The following is a 17,288-nucleotide window of genomic DNA, read 5'->3' on the forward strand; positions in this document are numbered from 1 at the left end:
GGGTTTCTTCAGAACAGGTCAAATCGGCTTACATGCGCTGTAGATCACGCTGGGCCAACTGAGCCGCGGATGTACCCGGATATTGGGCCACCACCTGCTGCAGAATGCCTTTCACCTTGTCGGCGTGACCGAGACGGCGCTCCACGTCAGCCAGCTTGTAAAGCGAATCCGGCACCTTGGCGTGCTTGGGATACAGTTGCGAAACCTTGGCGAACGCCTGGCCGGCACCTTGCAGGTCGCCCTTGGCCAGGTTCACTTCACCCAGCCAGTATTGGGCATTGCCCGCGTACTGGCTGTTTGGGTATTTGCGCAGGAAAGCGGCAAAGGCCTGGCTGGCTTTGTCGAAATCCTTGGCCTTGATCAGGTCGAAGGCAGCATCGTAATAGAGCTTTTCCTTCGCCGGATCAGCCGGCTCGCCACCGGCGGCAGGCGCTGCTGGAGCAGTTGCCCCCGCGCCTGCGGCTGCACCGGGGGCATTCAACTCGCCACCGGTTGGAGAATTCTCAGGAGTCGCGGCAGGTGCAACGCCGGATCCTATGCGCCGATCAAGATCCTGGTATCGCTCCAGGCTTTCCTGCTTCATGCGCGAAATATCATTTTGCAGTTCTTCGATCACACCCTGTTGGCGCGAGATCTGATCCTGCATTTGCTGCAGTTGGTTGAACAGCTGGCCCTGTGCCGAGACAGGGGCCGAAACCCCTCCCCCGGCATAGGCGCCGTTCGTACCGTAACCCGCAGGCGGATAGCTGCTCCCGCTATTGTTATAGCCGGCATCGTTATCGACCACAGGAACCGCAGCCCACGCCGCAAGCGGCGCGAGGCTGAGAGCCAGAACAGTTACAGCACGACGGCACGTTCGCATGACGAATTACTTACGCAGTTCGACGCGACGGTTTTGAGCCCAGGACTGCTCGTCGTTGCCGGTGGCAACTGGACGCTCTTCGCCGTAGGAAACCAGTTCCAGCTGAGCTGGGGAAACACCTTGCAGTACCAGGTAGCGCTGAACGGCTTTCGCACGACGCTCGCCCAGTGCCATGTTGTACTCACGAGTACCACGTTCGTCGGTGTTGCCTTCCAGAACAACGCGAGCGCCGTTCGCTTTCAGGTCCTTGGCGTGAACGTCCAGAGCGCGCATGGCTTCTGGCTTCAGGTCCGAGCTGTCGTATTCGAAGTAGAAGGTGGTGATTGCGCGCAGAGCAGCTTCTTCGCTCAGGGAGCCGTCAACGGCACCAGTGTTAGCGCCGTAACCAGCGTTTGGATCAACAGCGCCTTCACCGGCATTGTCGCCGCCTTTGGACGAGCAACCTACAGCTACAGCCATGGCCAGAGCCAGCGCAGCAAATTTACCAAACTTCAGCATTTCCATCGTGAAACTCCTAATGAACCCCAGTGTGTTAAGTAAAACGTATTGCGCCGCGTCAGTTCAGGTAAGGGGACCAGGACGGTTCTCTGACTTCGCCTTGTGCGGTAGGAAGCGGGAGCCTCACGCGTCCATTAATGGACACGAGCATCAAGACTCCCCGGCCCTGCTGGCGGGTGGCGTAGATTACCATGGTGCCGTTGGGCGCAACAGTGGGTGACTCGTCCAGAGTGCTATCAGTGAGGATTTTTACACTTCCGCGCTGCAAATCCTGGGCCGCCACCTTGAAATTGGTGAAACCATCCTGGCGATGGATCATCACCAGGGTCTTTTCGTCCGCCGACAGTTTAGGGTTGGCGTTGTAGTTACCGACGAACGTCACGCGCTCGGCACCGCCGCCACCGGCACTGGTCTTGTAGATCTGAGGCTTGCCGCCACGGTCGGAGGTGAAGTAGATGGTCGAGCCATCCTTGCCCCAGAACGGCTCGGTGTTGATGCCCGGGCCGTTGGTGACGCGGGAGATCGAGCGCGAAGCCAGATTCATCACATAGATGTCCGGGTTACCATCCTTGGACAGTACAAACGCCAGGCGCGAACCGTCCGGCGACCAGGCTGGTGCGCCGTTGAGGCCTTCGAAGTTGGTGATCTGCTCACGACGACCGGTGTCGATGTGCTGCACGAAAATACGCGGACGCTTCTGCTCGAACGAGACATAGGCGATGCGCTTGCCATCGGGGGCGAAGCGCGGCGACAGGATCGGCTCGCGCGATTGCAGCAAGGTCACCGCACGGGCGCCGTCGTAGTCGGAACGCTGCAGGGTGTAGCGGGTGTTGTTCTCGGAGAAACGCTCGGCCGTCACGTAGAGCATGCGAGTGGAGAACGCGCCCTTGATGCCGGTGAGTTTCTCGAACGACTGGTCGGCGATGTAGTGCGACATATCGCGCAACTGATCGACGCTGCCCGACACACTGCCGGTCAGCACTTGCTGCTCGGTGGCGACGTTGAACAGGGCGTACTGCACCTGCAGGCGACCGCCGGCCGGAACGATGCTGCCGACCATGATGTACTGGGCGCCCAGGGCCTTCCAGTCACGGTAGATGACTTCGCTGGCCTGGGTTGGCAGGCTGATCATGTTCTGCTTCGGAATCGGCGCGTAGTAACCCGAGTTGCGCAGGTCGTTGCCGATGATTTCCGCCATGTCGTCCGGCAGGACGTTACCGCCCTGCCAGCCGAACGGTACGACGGCGATCGGGGTGGCCCGGTCGCTGCCGCTGGTGACCAGGATGTTCTTTTCCTCTGCTACCGCTATCCCTGCCAGGCAGCAGATAACGACCAGCATTGATCGAAGAAGGTTTCTCACAAGGCTAGATCCTCAGGTGTGAATGTCATCTTGAATGAACGATAGGGAGCAAAGTCGCTCGGTTTCATTCCTTGCATTTCCGTCAAACGCCCAATGTTCTTGACCGCTGCGACCGCCGAAGCGTCGAACGGACCGTCACCACTGGACTTGGCGACGCTGACCGAGGTAACCGTACCGTCGGGCAACATGCCGATTTGCAATACTACCGTCATGCCTTTGCGCGCCGAAGGTGGGCGAGCCCAGCCTTCTGCCGCCCGAGCGCGAATCAGATCATCGTAGCTGCCGGCAACTTCATCACCCTGCTCATCGGCCAAGGCCTGCTGGCGCTCCGGCGTGTCGGAAAGCAAATCTGCCAAGGCCTGGGCCTTTTTGTCTTCGGCGGACTTACGCGCTGCGTCCTGGGCCTTTTTCTTGGCGGCATCGGCGGCGGCTTTCTTCTTCGCGTCTTCGGCGACTTTCTTTTTCGCCTCTTCAGCTTCAGCTTTTTTCTTGGCGTCTTCGGCCGCTTTTTTCTTGGCGTCCTCGACGATCTTTTTCTTCGCTTCTTCAGCGGCCGCTTTCTTGGCCTCTTCTTCAGCCGCTTTCTTGGCTTCTTCTTCGGCTTTCTTCTTGGCTATATCAGCCAATTGTTTCTCTTCTGCCTTCTTGGCCTCGGCTTTCTTCGCATCGTCGGCTTTCTTGGCTTCGTCAGCCTTTTTCGCCTCGTCCGCTTTCTTCGCCTCATCGGCCTTCTTGGCTTCCTCGGCCTTTTGAGCCGCTTCCTCTTTCTTTTGTTCCGCGGCCTTTATCGCTTCCTGCTCGACCTTCTTCTGTTCCATCTGCTCGACTTCAGTCTGGCGCGCGGCGGATTTCTTCGCCTCACCGGCAAGCTTCTGGTTCGTCTGGGTCGTAGCCTGGCTTTTCGACTTGAGCTGGTACAACGTCGCCTGCACGATCGGCTTGGCCGGCGGCAACTCCGGGGTCATGGCAAAACTGACGAACAGCATGCCGAACACCAGCACATGCAGGCCGATAGCCAGGACACTGGGCCAGAAGTAGCTTTCCGAGGCGGACGGCTCTCGCTGTTGCTGCATCAGGGCGCCTCAGTGATCAAGCCAACATTACCGACCCCGGCTTTCTGCAGGCCGCCCATGGCCCCCATCACGGCACCGTAGTCGACGGTCTTGTCGCCGCGAATGAAGACTTGCGTGCGCTTGCCGGCATCGTTGCCGACACGAATGATCTTGGTCACCGCATCGGTCATCTGCGGCAAGGTCATGGCCCGGTCCTGCTGCTTCTCGGTGTCCACCTCACTGCCAAGGTTCCAGTAGTAGGTCTTGTCAGCCTTGATCGAAATGGTCAGTACCTGGGTGTTGTTGTCCTGCGGCAAGGCTTCGCTGGAAACCTTGGGCAGATCGACCTTCACGCCCTGATTGAGCATGGGCGCGGTCACCATGAAGATGACCAGCAGCACCAACATCACATCGATGTAGGGCACCACGTTCATCTCGGCGACCGGCTTGCGCTTTTTTCGGGCTCGAGCGATTAAAGCCATTGGGAAATACCTGCTTATTCTTCGCTGGTGTGCACTTTACGGTGCAGGATCGCCTGGAATTCATCGGCGAAGGTGTAGTAACGGCCGGTCAGCATCTCGCTGCGGGCAGCGAAGCGGTTGTAGGCGATCACGGCCGGAATGGCCGCGAACAGACCGATGGCGGTGGCGATCAGTGCCTCGGCGATGCCCGGGGCCACAGTGGCGAGGGTCGCTTGCTGGGCGGAAGCCAGGCCACGGAAGGAGTTCATGATCCCCCACACGGTACCGAACAGACCGATGTATGGGCTGACCGAACCAACGGTGGCCAGGAACGACAGGCCCTGTTCGAGCTTTTCTTCCTCGCGGGAAATGGCGACGCGCATGGCACGGGCCACACCTTCCATCACCGCCTCAGGGTCGACGCCCGGCTGCTGGCGCAGGCGAGAGAACTCCTTGAAGCCGGCACGGAAGATCTGCTCGACGCCCGAGTCTGGGTCCGGGTTGCTGCCGGCCTGGCGATAGAGCTTGGACAGGTCGATGCCGGACCAGAAGCGCTCTTCGAAGCTCTCCAGGGCACGGCGACCGGCGCGCAGCATGTTGCTGCGCTGAAAGATCATGATCCATGAGGTCACCGATGCGGCTACCAGGGTCAGCATTACCAGTTGCACCACGACGCTGGCATTGCTGACCAAGCTCCACATGGAGGAATGGTCGACGACGTTAGCTTCCACGCTTTATCTCCTGCTCTGAGTGTGTACCCGCGCCGCTCACGCCGGCAAAGGCCGCACGTAGAGCTTCGGGAATGGCCCGGGGTTTCAAACTATGGGTGCGCACACAGGCCACCAAAAACTGCCCTTCGCAGAGCAGCACGTTATCCGTAGCCCGCCTGACCTGCTGCTTGAAGCGCAGGCTGACACGGTTCAATTCGATGACATCGGCACTTACCACCAGTTCGTCGTCCAGTCGCGCCGGCGCGTGGTAACGCGCTTCGCTGGAATGCACGACGAATAACAGGTCCTCCCCTGCCAGCGCGGATTGGGCAAAACCCAGTTCCCGCAGCCGTTCGGTTCGAGCCCGTTCCATAAACTTGAGGTAATTGACGTAGTAGACGATGCCGCCAGCATCGGTGTCCTCGTAATAAACGCGACAGCGATGTGCGAACGACTCCAGCCCGTTTTGCGCGCGCATACTCTAGTGCTTACTCCTCAGGTTGCCAATCGGCCAGGCAACTGTTTTTTCATTCTCGAACGCATTGACGCTCCAAGCGTCGTCTGGGACAGCACGAACCGGAAAAAAGTCGGCGTACAGAGCTCGTTCAATCGTCCACGGCATCGAGGAATTCGTCTACCACCGGCATCTCGCCCATTCGTGTCGGGATGTTTAAGCCAAAGTGCAGATAAGCATGGCGGGTCACCACGCGCCCGCGAGGCGTGCGCATGATATAGCCCTGTTGGATCAGGTACGGTTCCAGCACATCTTCAATCGTGTGGCGCTCTTCGCTGATGGCCGCCGCCAGGCTGTCCACGCCCACCGGGCCACCGTCGAACTTCTCGATCATGGTCAGCAGCAGGCGCCGGTCCTGATGGTCGAAACCACGCTCGTCGATGTCCAGCAGGTTCAGCGCCAGGTCGGCAATCGGCTTGGTGATGTGGCCCTTGGCTCGGACTTCGGCAAAATCCCGGACCCGGCGCAGCAAGCGGTTGGCGATCCGCGGCGTACCCCGGGCACGCCGGGCGATCTCATAAGCACCGTCCGGGTCCAGCGGCAACCCGAGGATGCCCGCCGAGCGGCTGACAATCGTCGCCAGGTCGGCGTTGTTGTAGAACTCCAGGCGCTGGACGATACCGAAACGGTCCCGCAGCGGGTTGGTCAGCATGCCAGCACGGGTGGTGGCGCCCACCAGGGTGAAGGGCGGCAGGTCCAGCTTGATGGAGCGCGCCGCCGGCCCTTCGCCAATCATGATGTCGAGCTGGAAATCTTCCATGGCCGGGTACAGCACTTCCTCGACGATCGGCGACAACCGATGGATTTCGTCGATGAAGAGTACGTCATGGGGCTCAAGGTTGGTCAGCAACGCCGCCAGATCGCCCGGCCGTTCAAGCACCGGCCCCGATGTGCTCTTGATCGAGACACCCATTTCCTGGGCAATGATGTTGGCCAGGGTGGTCTTGCCCAGGCCCGGCGGGCCGAAGATCAAGGTGTGGTCCAAAGACTCGCTGCGCCCACGGGCCGCCTGGATGAACAGCTCCATCTGCTCGCGCACGGTCGGTTGGCCGATGTAGTCGGCCAGGCTGACAGGACGAATCGCACGGTCCTGGATTTCCTCGCGGTCACGGGGGGCGCCCGTGGCGGCGATCAGACGGTCAGCTTCAATCACTTAAATCATTCCCTTCAGGGCACGGCGAATCATGTCTTCGGTGCTCAGGCCTTTTTCCTTGATGGCGGAAATCGCCTTGCTGGCCTCCTGCGGCTTGTAGCCCAGGGAGATCAACGCGGTGACCGCATCGTTTTCGGCGCTGACCGCCGGCACCGGCGCGTCCGGCTGGTTCGGCACCAAGGCGAACATCGCCGGCACCGCCTCCCAGGCCTTGAAGCGGTCCTTGAGTTCGACCAGCAGGCGCTCGGCGGTTTTCTTACCCACCCCCGGCACCTTGGTCAGCGCCGAGGTGTCCTGGGACTGCACGCAGCGCACCAGTTCGTCGACTTCCAGGCTCGACATCAAGGCCAGGGCCAGTTTCGGGCCGACGCCATTGAGACGGATCAACTCGCGGAAGAAATCCCGCTCGCGCTTGCCGACGAAGCCATAGAGTAACTGCGCATCCTCGCGCACGACCAAATGGGTGTGCAGGGTCAGCGGCTCGCCGACCGACGGCAAGCGATACAGCGTGGTCATGGGCACTTCCAGCTCATAACCCAGGCCATTTACATCCAGAATCAGGTGCGGCGGCTGTTTTTCAGCCAGGGTGCCGCGCAAGCGTCCAATCACGTTTCAGGTCCTTGGGTGTTGGCCAGCCCGCGGGCTGGCGAATAACAGCCCGGGCAGTAAGGCCGACGACACAGGCGCAAGATGCTCGGGCTCACGAAGATTGCGCTGATGCTATCAGAGACGCAGGCGCCCGCCACGACTGCGTGCAGTCCCCAGGCCATGAGGCAACAGGCTGGAACGGGTATGGGCATGGCAAATGGCGATGGCCAGGGCGTCGGAGGCGTCGATTTGCGGCTTGCTGACCAGTTTCAACAGGTGCATCACCATCATCTGCACCTGCTCCTTGTTCGCCGCCCCTGTGCCGACGACCGCCTGCTTGACCTGGGTCGCGGTGTACTCGGCGATTTCCAGGTTCTCCTCGGCGCCAGCCACAATGGCCGCGCCCCGGGCCTGCCCCAGCTTCAGGGCCGAATCGGCGTTACGCGCCATGAAGACCCGTTCGATGCCCATGGTCACCGGGCCGTAGGTCTGGATGACTTCGCGCACGCCGCGATAAACGATCTGCAGGCGCTCATGCAGCTCGCCCGCACCGGTGCGGATACAACCAGAGGCGACGTACACGCAGCCGCGCCCGGTATCGCGAACCACACCGTAGCCGGTGATGCGCGAACCAGGGTCGATACCAAGGATTAAAGTCATAACGCCTGCGGTTTGAAGAGGATTTGACCAGACCTGTGGGAGCGAGCTTGCTCGCGATGGCGCCGGGTCAGCAAGCACAGTGTTGACTGAAGTATCGCTATCGCGAGCAAGCTCGCTCCCACATTGGCATTTAAATGGACGCCATCAGCCCAGCTGTTCAGCCACCGATTCCGGAATATCGGCGTTGGAATAAACGTTCTGCACGTCATCCAGGTCTTCCAGCATGTCGATCAGCTTGAGCACCTTCTCGGCGCCTTCCAGGTCCAGTTCGGCACTGGTGGTCGGCTGCATGACGATTTCCGCGTCGGCGGGCTTGAAACCGGCCGCCTCCAGGGCATTGCGTACGGCATAGAAGCTGGCGAACGAGGTGAACACGTCGAACGAACCGTCTTCATGGCTGACCACGTCATCGGCGTCGGCCTCCAGGGCCGCTTCCGTCAGGGCATCTTCATCGAGGCCCGGGGCAAAGCTGATTTGCCCCTTGCGCTCGAACAGATAGGCCACCGAGCCGTCGGTGCCCAGGTTCCCACCGCATTTGCTGAACGCGTGACGCACGGCGGCAGCGGTACGGTTGCGATTGTCGGTCATGCATTCGACCATCACCGCCACGCCGCCCGGGCCATACCCTTCGTAGGTCAGCTCTTCGACGTTGTCGGCCTCGGTCGCACCCGCGCCACGGGCGATGGCCCGGTCGATGATGTCGCGGCTCATGTTGGCACCCAAGGCCTTGTCCAGGGCCAGGCGCAGACGCGGGTTGGAACCCGGATCGCCGCCACCCTGGCGAGCCGCGACCGTCAGCTCACGGATCCACTTGGTGAAGATCTTGCCTCTCTTGGCATCCTGACGTTCTTTGCGGTGCTTGATGTTCGCCCACTTGGAATGACCTGCCATAACTCGCTCCGTTTCTCTTTGGAACATTGCCCGCCCTGCGCGTGGACAGTGGCCGGCAATCAGAAATATCGACCCCAATGAAAAGGCGCATCCGAAGATGCGCCCTCTCAGGAGCCAGCCTTACTCAGCCTTTGGCTGTTCACGCAGGCGGATGTGCAACTCGCGCAACGCCTTGGCGTCCACCACGCCCGGCGCCTGGGTCATGACATCGGCCGCGCTCTGGGTTTTGGGGAACGCGATCACTTCACGGATCGACTGGGCGCCGGTCATCAGCATCACCAGGCGGTCCAGGCCGAAGGCCAGGCCACCGTGGGGCGGCGCACCGTATTTCAGCGCGTCCAGCAGGAAGCCGAACTTCTCTTCCTGCTCGGCTTCGTCGATGCCCAGCAGGCGGAACACCGCCTGTTGCATTTCCTTGCGATGGATACGGATCGAACCGCCACCCAGCTCGGTACCGTTCAGGACCATGTCGTAGGCGCGCGACAGAGCGGTGGCCGGGTTGGCCTCCAACTCTTGCGGCGAGCACTTTGGCGCGGTGAACGGGTGGTGCAGCGCGGAGAAGCTGCCGTCGTCGTTTTCTTCGAACATCGGGAAGTCAACGACCCACATCGGTGCCCACTCGCACGTCAGCAGCTTCAGGTCATGGCCCAGCTTGATGCGCAGCGCGCCCAGGGCTTCGCTGACGATCTTGGCCTTGTCGGCGCCGAAGAACACGATATCGCCGTCAACCGCACCCACGCGATCGAGGATCACATTGAGGTTGGCTTCCGGGATGTTTTTCACAATAGGCGATTGCAGGCCGTCGACACCGGCGGCGCGCTCGTTGACCTTGATGTACGCCAGGCCCTTGGCACCGTAGATACCGACGAACTTGGTGTAATCGTCGATCTGCTTGCGTGGCATGCTGGCGCCGCCTGGAACACGCAGGGCCGCGATACGGCATTTAGGGTCGTTGGCCGGGCCGCTGAACACCTTGAACTCGACGTCCTTGAGCTGATCGGCCACGTCCACCAGTTCCAGTGGGTTACGCAGGTCCGGCTTGTCGGAACCGTAGCGGCGCATGGCCTCTTCGAAGGTCATGTGCGGGAACTCGCCGAACTCCAGACCCAACACTTCCTTGAACAGGTTGCGGATCATGCCTTCGGTCAGGCCCATGATGTCTTTTTCGTCGAGGAAGCTGGTCTCGATGTCGATCTGAGTAAACTCAGGCTGACGGTCGGCACGCAGGTCTTCGTCGCGGAAACACTTGGCGATCTGGTAGTAGCGGTCGAACCCGGCCACCATCAGCAGTTGCTTGAACAGCTGTGGCGACTGCGGCAGGGCGAAGAAGCTGCCGGGGTGGGTACGGCTCGGCACCAGATAGTCGCGGGCGCCTTCCGGCGTGGCACGGGTCAGGATCGGCGTCTCGACGTCGAGGAAGCCGTTTTCGTCCAGGTAACGACGGATGCTGGTGGTCATGCGCGAGCGCAGGCGCAGCTTCTCGGCCATTTCCGGGCGACGCAGGTCGATGAAGCGGTAGCGCAGGCGGGTTTCCTCGCCCACGTCGGAGTATTCGTTGAGTGGGAACGGCGGGGTTTCCGACTCGTTGAGCACTTCCAGCTCGTAGCCCAGCACTTCGATCATGCCCGACGCCATGTTGGCGTTGCCGGCGCCGGCCGGGCGCAGGCGCACCTTGCCGGTGATCTTGACGACGTATTCGCTGCGCACGCGGTCGGCGGTGGCGAAGGTTTCAGCGCGGTCCGGATCGAACACCACCTGGGCCAGGCCTTCACGATCACGGATATCGAGGAAAATCACCCCGCCATGGTCACGGCGACGATGGACCCATCCACAAAGAGTAACTTCCTGACCTTCCAGGCTTTCGTTCAGTTGGCCGCAATAATGGCTGCGCATCATGGTAGTGGTTTCACTTCTCGTAATTCGACATTCGGTTGGAGGCCCTGCCCGTGCAAGAACTCGCGCGTATTCAACTCAATCAGCTTTGTCGCCACCGGCCAGGTTTTTCTTGGCGCCGGTCTTGAAGTCGGTTTCATACCAGCCCGTGCCGCCAAGGCGGAAACCAGGCATGGAGAGCATCTTTTTCAGTTCAGGCGCCTGGCAGGCAGGGCAGTCGACCAGCGGTGCCGCGCTGATCTTTTGAATGGCTTCCATCTGATGACCACAGGAAGCACATTGATAGTCGTACATCGGCATGGGGTTGTCTCGGCGATCAGGTTACACGCGCAAAGGCGGGGCTTTGCGGCAAAGAGCGGGATTATATCCATTAAATGCGGCCTGTGCAGCCGTAAGACCGCACAGTCATCGCCAAGTAGATGCCGTGCAGGAGCTACGTAGGAACTGACGAGTGCAACGAGGCTGCGATCTTGCCCCAGACACTTGAGTCTAAAGCGCAAGAGCAAAAGATCGCAGCCTTCGGCAGCGCCTACGCCGCACCATGATCCATCCCGGTTTCCTTCAAACTGTGCACCACGCAGACTACGCGCACCAGCCCGCTGAAATTGCGCACCCCGCCATGGCGCAGGTGCACTTCCCTGTCCACATGGGACAGCAATGTGCTGATGGAGCAGCGGTTGAGCTCGGCCATGTCACCGAGGATATCCCAATAGACCTGTTCCAGCCGCAGACAGGTGGCAAACCCGTTCAGGCGAATGGATCGAGCCAAGGGCCGGGCCAGTTGCATATCGAACCCCCGGATGAACGGGTCGACGCTGATGGGCTGAAAACGCCCCAACCGCCCTTCCCCGGGTTCTTTTCCTTGAATCATACCGTTGACACTCCTTTGCCATACGAGCCTCTGGGTTGGATCAACCCATCTGTGGCTCTATGGAAGCTCAACGGCATCGCCAGTTCCAGACGACTTTATGACCATGGATGTAGGACAAGCCAACAGAAGGCCGGCGATGAATTACGCCGTCCTACACCCAGCGTGCAGGCGATATCGCCCTTGTGGCGAGGGAGCTTGCTCCCGTTCGGCTGCGCAGCAGTCGTAAGACCTGCGTCTGGCGGGTTTGGGCCGCTGCGCAGCCCAGCGGGAGCAAGCTCCCTCGCCACGACACCTTATTAGTTTTCCAACAGCGCCCGCAGCATCCACGCGGTCTTTTCGTGAACCTGCATGCGCTGGGTCAGCAGGTCGGCCGTGGGCTCGTCGCTGACTTTGTCCAATAAAGGAAAGATGCCACGGGCCGTACGCGTCACCGCTTCCTGGCCCTCGACCAGTTGCCGGATCATGTCTTCGGCGGCAGGCACGCCTTCCTCTTCCTTGATAGAGGACAAGCGTGCATACACCGAGTAGGCACCCGGGGCCGGGAAGCCAAGGGCGCGGATTCGCTCGGCAATCAGGTCCACCGCCAGCGCCAGCTCGTTGTATTGCTCCTCGAACATCAGATGCAGGGTCCGAAACATCGGCCCTGTGACGTTCCAGTGGAAATTGTGGGTCTTGAGATACAGCACGTAGGTATCCGACAACAGGCGCGAAAGCCCGTCGACGATGGACTTGCGGTCTTCTTCACTGATACCGATATCAATTGCCATGGGGTTTGATCTCCTGAGGTGATGAATTCGACAACGGCCCTACTCACTCTAGTGGTTCTGGCCGCCTACGGCCTGCGACAGATTGCCAGCCCTCCAGAACCGACAAGCCAGGATGACCGACGGTTCCGGCACCTGGGAAATTCAACGCCGCTTGCCTGGCGCGTTCAAGCAGCCACGGGACTTTTCTGGCCGACGAACAGCGCGGTCCGCGCCCGTAACGGGTTTGAGAAGGCCCGAGCTTTGCTGTTAAATAGGCAGTGTGTCGCTACGCTTATTTTCCCGGGCGTAACGCATAGGCTGATTCGGGTACGTGTCCAACGCCTCTCATTGTTTCGAAGCGAACCGTGCCCGACCCGCTCTTCCTTGTGATCTGTCTTAACCGTGAGCCAATCAAAATGTTGAAAATCGTCCACTTGCTAATGGGCGCAGCTGCCCTGCTGCTGTCCTTCATCCCTAGCCTGGGTTCCGAAGCCACACCTTACCTGCAACACCCCGATGCACTGTACCTGGCCTTTTTCGGCCTGCTCAACCTGACCCTTGCTCCTGTCATCCCTTACTGGAACAAAGGTCCACGTCACCAACTGCAAAACCTTGTCAGCGCCCTGCTGGTGCTGGCCGTAGCCCTCCAAACCCTGGCACTGCTGGCGCCCATGCCGGAAATTGGCGGTCATCCGGCCATTCTGTTCAGCCTGGGCGCGGCACTGCTCGCCGTGGCACTGCACCTGGCCGTCAGCTTCTACAAGAAGTCGTCGCCGGCCGCCGCTGCGCAGAACTACGACATGTCCAACCGCGATACCGGCACGGTGAAGTGGTTCAACACGTCCAAAGGGTTCGGCTTCATTTCCCGCGACTCCGGCGATGACATTTTCGTGCATTTCCGGGCCATTCGTGGCGAAGGCCATCGCGTCCTGGTGGAAGGCCAGCGCGTGGAATTCTCCGTGATGAACCGCGACAAGGGCCTGCAGGCCGAAGACGTGATCGCTGCGCTGCCGCGCCGCTGATCCAAGCGTAAAAAAACCGCGATGCAGCCTGGCTGCTCGCGGTTTTTTATTGCCCGTCAAACGGCAATCGGCCACATCAGTAGTGAGGGGGCGGCGCCTCTTCTTCGAACGACTCGAATTGCCCGGCCATTTCTTCCTGGCGCTTGAGCAGCGCCGCCATCTGCAGCTGCAGCCGCTCGACAATCCGCTGCTGCGCTACCAGCACATCATTCAATGCCTGGATGGTGTCATCCTGAAACGCCAGGCGACTTTCCAGATCGGTTACGCGTTCTTCAAGGTTCATGGTTCAGCCCTCCAGAAACTTGAAATCATCGGCCAGGGCCACTCGCAACCGTTCGCGAATGGCCGAGACCTGCTCTGCATTATAAGGCTGGGCCGGGTGCTTGCCCCAGACCGGCGCAGGCCAGGCGGCATCATCACGTTTGCGCACGATGACATGCATATGCAACTGACTGACGACGTTACCTAAGGTTGCAACGTTCATCTTGTCGGCATCGAACGAATCCTTGAGGGTTTCGGCCAGCGCCGTGGTTTCTTTCCACAGCTGTAATTGATCCGTGTCATCCAACTGAAACAATTCACTGATATTTTCTCGCCGCGGTACGAGGATGAACCACGGGTAATTGGCGTCGTTGGACAAGAGCAAACGGCACAACGGGAAATCGCCGATGGGCAATGTGTCTTGTTGCAGTCGTGGATCTAAGGCAAACACCGCACGTACTCCTCGTTATCGATTCTGCCCGGCTCAGCGACCCGAAGGCCTGAATCGGGCACAGATGCGCAGCATACCTGCGAACGCCGGATCGATCACGGCACAACGTCCCGATGCCCGTCCCGCGAAGGTTTTTTTTTACCACAAGCATCAAGCTGTGCAAGCTGACGCACCAACACAGCGCAGGCAGCACGGCAAGGTCCCGAAAAGACCGTGCCAGGGCCCAGGCAAAGCCTCGACGCTGTAAGATTTTCGTACAACCTGAAATTTTTTTGCACCAAAACAGCACAGGGCGTCTACGCTCAGTGCACAAAGCATCCGCGATTTACTCACTGGGTAGGGTGAACCGGTAACGTTTTTAGTTGTCTTGCCACGTTTTTCACTGGCAAACACGAGAGCCATACACGCGTCAACCCTATTTAAAACAAGGCCTTTGGGGCCCGGTTTCATGAGGTTTCACCGCGTCAACCGCTGAAATGTGAAAAAAATGTAAACGAAATTCGGGTTTGAGCATGCTTGTTGCATTCATACCCGCACTGTCCGAAGGGCCTCGCCGGAAGCGAGTACCTGTCGACATAAAAATTAAAGCGGCAAGGCTGCCCACAGGAGCTTCAAGCGCGGTAATGATGGACTCTTTACACCGATGCCGGAAAGAAAAAACAACATCAAAGTTGTGAATACGGTTGCGTCGGAACAGCTGAAATGCGACATGGATCGAGCCATTGGCGACATGGTCGTAAAGAAGCTGAAAGGTTGAATGGGCAAGTATCGCCAAAGAATGTCGACGTGATATAAGTTTGCGCCGACACAAAAAGAAAGAGCCGCCCAGATAAAAAAACAGGTGGGACGGCAGTACTCTTCTAAAAACCAAAGGAGCAAATCACGATGCGCGTGATGAAGTGGAGCATGATCGCACTGGCTGTATCGGCCAGCGTTTCGCAGTTCGCAGTGGCGTCCTCCCAAGAGGAATCCAAGGGTTTTATTGAAGATCAGAGCTTGACTGTTCTGACCCGTGCGCTGTACATGAACCGTGATTTCAAGAACAACCCAAGCACTTCACAAAGTTATCGTGAAGAGTCTGGTGTTGCCGCTCGTGCCATTTACGAGTCGGGCTTCACTCAAGGTACCGTTGGTGTAGGCGTTGACGGCTTCGCATTCGGCACCGTTCGCATCGATGGCGGTAGCGGTCGTGCCGGTAACGGTCTGTTCGCTCGTGACAGCGACGGCAACCTGGAAGACACACAATCGAAGGTTGGCGGCGCGGTTAAATTCCGTCTGTCCGACACCGTTCTGAAATACGGTAACCAGTTCACCACCAGCCCGGTTTTCTCGACTGACGACAGCCGTCTGCTGCCAGAAGTAGCCACCGGTACGCTGATCACCAGCAAAGAAATCAAAGGCCTGGAGTTGAGCGCAGGTCATTTCAACGCCATCAGCTCGCAAACTGGCATGGGAGATGACGGTCTTGGCCTGAAATCTGCTGACATCGTTGGCGCAACCTACCAGTTCACCGACAATTTCGTAGCAGGCGTAGCGGCTTCCGACGTTGAAGATCACTACAAAAAGAAATACATCAACCTGAACTACACCCTGCCGATCAACGAAGATCAGTCCCTGAACTTCGACTTCAACGGTTATGACAGCCAGGATCAGGGCCAGAAACTCAGCGGCGACGTTGACAACCGTATCTGGTCCCTCGCAGCAGCCTATGCCATCGGTGCCCACAAGTTCACCCTGGCTCACCAGCGCTCCTCCGGTGACACCGGCTATGTGTATGGCGTTGACGGCGGCGGCACTATCTTCCTCGCCAACTCCATCCAATACTCCGACTTCAACGGTCAGGACGAGCGCTCCTGGCAGGCTCGCTACGACCTGAACATGAAGACTTATGGCGTACCTGGCCTGAGCTTCATGACTCGCTACGTTACCGGTGACAACATCGAGACTGGCGGCTCCGAAGGTAAAGAGCACGAGTGGGACTTCGAAACCAAGTACGTTATGCAAAGCGGCCCAGCCAAGGACCTGTCTTTCCGCGTACGTGCTGCGTTCTACCGCGCCAACAGCGACTATAACGCCATCAACGGCAACGACAACAATGACACCCGTCTGATCATCGAATACCCACTGAGCATCTTGTAATTCAGTGCTAGTTCGATAGCCGTACCCGCAACAAACAAAAAACCGCTCACCTGGATCAGGTGAGCGGTTTTTTTATGTCCATTGACTGTCAGCTTTAATTCAACTTATTAAATAGCAAGCTAACTAAACATAACCTGACTTCAGCGCCAAGTTATATAGTCGACTCGTTATTGCGCTGGCCCTTCCTGCACGACCCGAATCACTCGTTGTGGAAACGGAATATCAATACCCGCCTCTTTCAAACGGTCCCGGGCCTGTTCATTGAGCATGAACATCACATTCCAATAATCCGCTGTTTTCACCCAGATACGCAGCGACACCGTGATGGAACTGTCGCCCAAGGTGGAAATCACCGCTTCAGGTGCCGGATCGGCCAGCACACGCTCATCCTTGGCCAACTCCAGCAACACTTCCCGGGCCTTTTGCAGGTCCGCCTGGTAATCCACGCCGACATCAAATACGACCTTGCGGGTCGGCTGACGGTTGGTGTTGGTGATGATGCCGTTGGAGAGATTGCCGTTGGGCACGATGACGGTCTTGTTGTCACCGGTACGCAACACCGTGTGGAAGATCTGGATGCTATCGACCGTACCGGCCACACCCTGGGCTTCGATCCAGTCACCGATGCGGAACGGGCGGAACAGCAGGATCAGCACGCCACCGGCGAAGTTCGCCAGGCTGCCTTGCAGTGCCAGGCCGATCGCCAGGCCGGCGGCACCAATGGCGGCGACGAACGAAGTGGTTTCCACACCGATCATCGAAGCGACGCTGACGATCAACAGTATCTTCAAAATGATGTTGGCCAGGGTACTGATGAACCCTTGCAGCGCCAGGTCGGCGTTACGCAGGGCCAGCAGCGCACCCAGTTTCTGAGTCACTTTGTTGATCAACCACCAGCCGATGGCCAGGGTGATGACAGCGAGCAGCACACGGCTGCCGTACTCCATGATCATGGGGATCCAGGTCTGGGAAGCCTTGACCAGGTTGTCCACTTCAGCATTCAAGTCCATCTCTCTCTCCTTATTCCTGTTGCACGCGGCATTGTGGCGAGGGCGCTTGCTCCCGCTAGATGCTGTAAGAGCGGCGTAGGAGCTGTCGAGTGCAACGAGGTTGCGATCTTTCCCTGACACTTGAGTCCCAAGCGAAGATCAAAAAG

At 59.1% G+C, this 17,288-nt stretch carries 20 protein-coding genes; 2 read left to right on the forward strand and 18 right to left on the reverse strand.

The window, feature by feature from the left end:
* Positions 1 to 28 precede the first annotated feature (28 nt).
* From ybgF to BT125_RS17560, 15 genes are all read right to left on the reverse strand, one after another.
* A complete protein-coding gene (ybgF, locus tag BT125_RS17490) occupies positions 29 to 862 on the reverse strand; it encodes a tol-pal system protein YbgF (RefSeq protein ID WP_072408780.1) in 834 nt (277 codons plus the stop codon).
* A gap of 6 nt (positions 863 to 868) precedes the next feature.
* On the reverse strand, positions 869 to 1,366 hold the full coding sequence (gene pal / locus BT125_RS17495; protein WP_003178634.1) for a peptidoglycan-associated lipoprotein Pal: 498 nt from the start codon (positions 1,364 to 1,366) through the stop codon (positions 869 to 871).
* Between the two features lie 52 nt (positions 1,367 to 1,418).
* Entirely contained in the window at positions 1,419 to 2,720 is a 1,302-nt protein-coding gene (tolB, locus tag BT125_RS17500) for a Tol-Pal system beta propeller repeat protein TolB (protein WP_072408782.1), read from the reverse strand.
* A complete protein-coding gene (gene tolA, locus BT125_RS17505; protein ID WP_072408783.1) occupies positions 2,717 to 3,793 on the reverse strand; it encodes a cell envelope integrity protein TolA in 1,077 nt (358 codons plus the stop codon). The genes tolB and tolA overlap by 4 nt, the downstream gene beginning before the upstream one ends.
* Positions 3,793 to 4,245, reverse strand: a complete 453-nt coding sequence (tolR, locus tag BT125_RS17510; protein WP_161798348.1) for a protein TolR — start codon at positions 4,243 to 4,245, stop codon at positions 3,793 to 3,795. Before tolR ends, tolA begins: the two co-directional genes overlap by 1 nt.
* 23 nt (positions 4,246 to 4,268) lie before the next feature.
* Positions 4,269 to 4,964, reverse strand: a complete 696-nt coding sequence (gene tolQ / locus BT125_RS17515; RefSeq protein WP_014339916.1) for a protein TolQ — start codon at positions 4,962 to 4,964, stop codon at positions 4,269 to 4,271.
* Complete coding sequence (gene ybgC / locus BT125_RS17520) at positions 4,954 to 5,421, reverse strand: tol-pal system-associated acyl-CoA thioesterase (protein WP_003205037.1); 468 nt, start codon at positions 5,419 to 5,421, stop codon at positions 4,954 to 4,956. The genes tolQ and ybgC overlap by 11 nt, the downstream gene beginning before the upstream one ends.
* Before the next feature lie 127 nt (positions 5,422 to 5,548).
* Positions 5,549 to 6,610, reverse strand: a complete 1,062-nt coding sequence (gene ruvB / locus BT125_RS17525) for a Holliday junction branch migration DNA helicase RuvB (protein WP_003178599.1) — start codon at positions 6,608 to 6,610, stop codon at positions 5,549 to 5,551.
* On the reverse strand, positions 6,611 to 7,219 hold the full coding sequence (gene ruvA, locus BT125_RS17530; RefSeq protein ID WP_053124616.1) for a Holliday junction branch migration protein RuvA: 609 nt from the start codon (positions 7,217 to 7,219) through the stop codon (positions 6,611 to 6,613).
* A 114-nt stretch (positions 7,220 to 7,333) separates the two neighbouring features.
* Complete coding sequence (gene ruvC / locus BT125_RS17535) at positions 7,334 to 7,858, reverse strand: crossover junction endodeoxyribonuclease RuvC (RefSeq protein WP_014339919.1); 525 nt, start codon at positions 7,856 to 7,858, stop codon at positions 7,334 to 7,336.
* A 144-nt stretch (positions 7,859 to 8,002) separates the two neighbouring features.
* Positions 8,003 to 8,749, reverse strand: coding sequence for a YebC/PmpR family DNA-binding transcriptional regulator (locus BT125_RS17540; protein ID WP_018614256.1), 747 nt, complete (start codon positions 8,747 to 8,749; stop codon positions 8,003 to 8,005).
* 120 nt (positions 8,750 to 8,869) lie between these two features.
* Positions 8,870 to 10,645 carry an aspartate--tRNA ligase gene (aspS, locus tag BT125_RS17545; RefSeq protein ID WP_072408785.1) on the reverse strand — a complete coding sequence of 592 codons (1,776 nt, stop codon included), beginning with the start codon at positions 10,643 to 10,645 and terminating at the stop codon, positions 8,870 to 8,872.
* A gap of 75 nt (positions 10,646 to 10,720) precedes the next feature.
* Positions 10,721 to 10,942, reverse strand: coding sequence for an FmdB family zinc ribbon protein (locus BT125_RS17550; protein WP_003178589.1), 222 nt, complete (start codon positions 10,940 to 10,942; stop codon positions 10,721 to 10,723).
* A gap of 229 nt (positions 10,943 to 11,171) precedes the next feature.
* Entirely contained in the window at positions 11,172 to 11,513 is a 342-nt protein-coding gene (locus BT125_RS17555) for a ribbon-helix-helix domain-containing protein (protein WP_060740898.1), read from the reverse strand.
* Between the two features lie 296 nt (positions 11,514 to 11,809).
* The gene (locus BT125_RS17560; protein ID WP_060740897.1) at positions 11,810 to 12,280 is read right to left on the reverse strand and encodes a Dps family protein; all 471 of its coding nucleotides are present in this window, start codon (positions 12,278 to 12,280) and stop codon (positions 11,810 to 11,812) included.
* A 395-nt stretch (positions 12,281 to 12,675) separates the two neighbouring features.
* On the opposite strand from BT125_RS17560, the gene BT125_RS29855 reads away from it, so the two are divergent.
* The gene (locus tag BT125_RS29855) at positions 12,676 to 13,281 is read left to right on the forward strand and encodes a cold-shock protein (protein WP_072408787.1); all 606 of its coding nucleotides are present in this window, start codon (positions 12,676 to 12,678) and stop codon (positions 13,279 to 13,281) included.
* A gap of 76 nt (positions 13,282 to 13,357) precedes the next feature.
* On the opposite strand, the gene BT125_RS17570 is transcribed toward BT125_RS29855, so the two are convergent.
* Entirely contained in the window at positions 13,358 to 13,564 is a 207-nt protein-coding gene (locus BT125_RS17570) for a SlyX family protein (RefSeq protein WP_072408789.1), read from the reverse strand.
* A 3-nt stretch (positions 13,565 to 13,567) separates the two neighbouring features.
* Positions 13,568 to 13,993, reverse strand: a complete 426-nt coding sequence (locus tag BT125_RS17575; RefSeq protein ID WP_072408791.1) for an HIT domain-containing protein — start codon at positions 13,991 to 13,993, stop codon at positions 13,568 to 13,570.
* Between the two features lie 885 nt (positions 13,994 to 14,878).
* Between BT125_RS17575 and BT125_RS17580 the strand changes: the two genes are divergently transcribed.
* Complete coding sequence (locus BT125_RS17580) at positions 14,879 to 16,132, forward strand: OprD family porin (RefSeq protein WP_060740894.1); 1,254 nt, start codon at positions 14,879 to 14,881, stop codon at positions 16,130 to 16,132.
* Positions 16,133 to 16,299: 167 nt separating this feature from the next.
* Here BT125_RS17580 and BT125_RS17585 read toward each other — a convergent pair whose 3' ends face one another.
* Positions 16,300 to 17,142, reverse strand: coding sequence for a mechanosensitive ion channel family protein (locus BT125_RS17585; protein ID WP_072408793.1), 843 nt, complete (start codon positions 17,140 to 17,142; stop codon positions 16,300 to 16,302).
* Positions 17,143 to 17,288 lie beyond the last annotated feature (146 nt).

It is taken from the genome of Pseudomonas sp. NFACC04-2 (genome assembly GCF_900119265.1).
In the GTDB taxonomy this organism is placed as follows: domain Bacteria; phylum Pseudomonadota; class Gammaproteobacteria; order Pseudomonadales; family Pseudomonadaceae; genus Aquipseudomonas; species Aquipseudomonas fluorescens_AA.

What these genes read in the sequence shown, in the direction of transcription:
- BT125_RS17550 (WP_003178589.1), bottom strand. Translation starts at nt 10,942, where the DNA reads ATGCCGATGTACGACTATCAATGTGCTTCCTGTGGTCATCAGATGGAA.
- BT125_RS29855 (WP_072408787.1), top strand. Translation starts at nt 12,676, where the DNA reads ATGTTGAAAATCGTCCACTTGCTAATGGGCGCAGCTGCCCTGCTGCTG.
- BT125_RS17585 (WP_072408793.1), bottom strand. Translation starts at nt 17,142, where the DNA reads ATGGACTTGAATGCTGAAGTGGACAACCTGGTCAAGGCTTCCCAGACC.
- BT125_RS17580 (WP_060740894.1), top strand. Translation starts at nt 14,879, where the DNA reads ATGCGCGTGATGAAGTGGAGCATGATCGCACTGGCTGTATCGGCCAGC.
- aspS (WP_072408785.1), bottom strand. Translation starts at nt 10,645, where the DNA reads ATGATGCGCAGCCATTATTGCGGCCAACTGAACGAAAGCCTGGAAGGT.
- BT125_RS17560 (WP_060740897.1), bottom strand. Translation starts at nt 12,280, where the DNA reads ATGGCAATTGATATCGGTATCAGTGAAGAAGACCGCAAGTCCATCGTC.
- BT125_RS17555 (WP_060740898.1), bottom strand. Translation starts at nt 11,513, where the DNA reads ATGATTCAAGGAAAAGAACCCGGGGAAGGGCGGTTGGGGCGTTTTCAG.
- pal (WP_003178634.1), bottom strand. Translation starts at nt 1,366, where the DNA reads ATGGAAATGCTGAAGTTTGGTAAATTTGCTGCGCTGGCTCTGGCCATG.
- BT125_RS17570 (WP_072408789.1), bottom strand. Translation starts at nt 13,564, where the DNA reads ATGAACCTTGAAGAACGCGTAACCGATCTGGAAAGTCGCCTGGCGTTT.
- ruvC (WP_014339919.1), bottom strand. Translation starts at nt 7,858, where the DNA reads ATGACTTTAATCCTTGGTATCGACCCTGGTTCGCGCATCACCGGCTAC.
- ybgF (WP_072408780.1), bottom strand. Translation starts at nt 862, where the DNA reads ATGCGAACGTGCCGTCGTGCTGTAACTGTTCTGGCTCTCAGCCTCGCG.
- BT125_RS17540 (WP_018614256.1), bottom strand. Translation starts at nt 8,749, where the DNA reads ATGGCAGGTCATTCCAAGTGGGCGAACATCAAGCACCGCAAAGAACGT.
- ybgC (WP_003205037.1), bottom strand. Translation starts at nt 5,421, where the DNA reads ATGCGCGCGCAAAACGGGCTGGAGTCGTTCGCACATCGCTGTCGCGTT.
- tolA (WP_072408783.1), bottom strand. Translation starts at nt 3,793, where the DNA reads ATGCAGCAACAGCGAGAGCCGTCCGCCTCGGAAAGCTACTTCTGGCCC.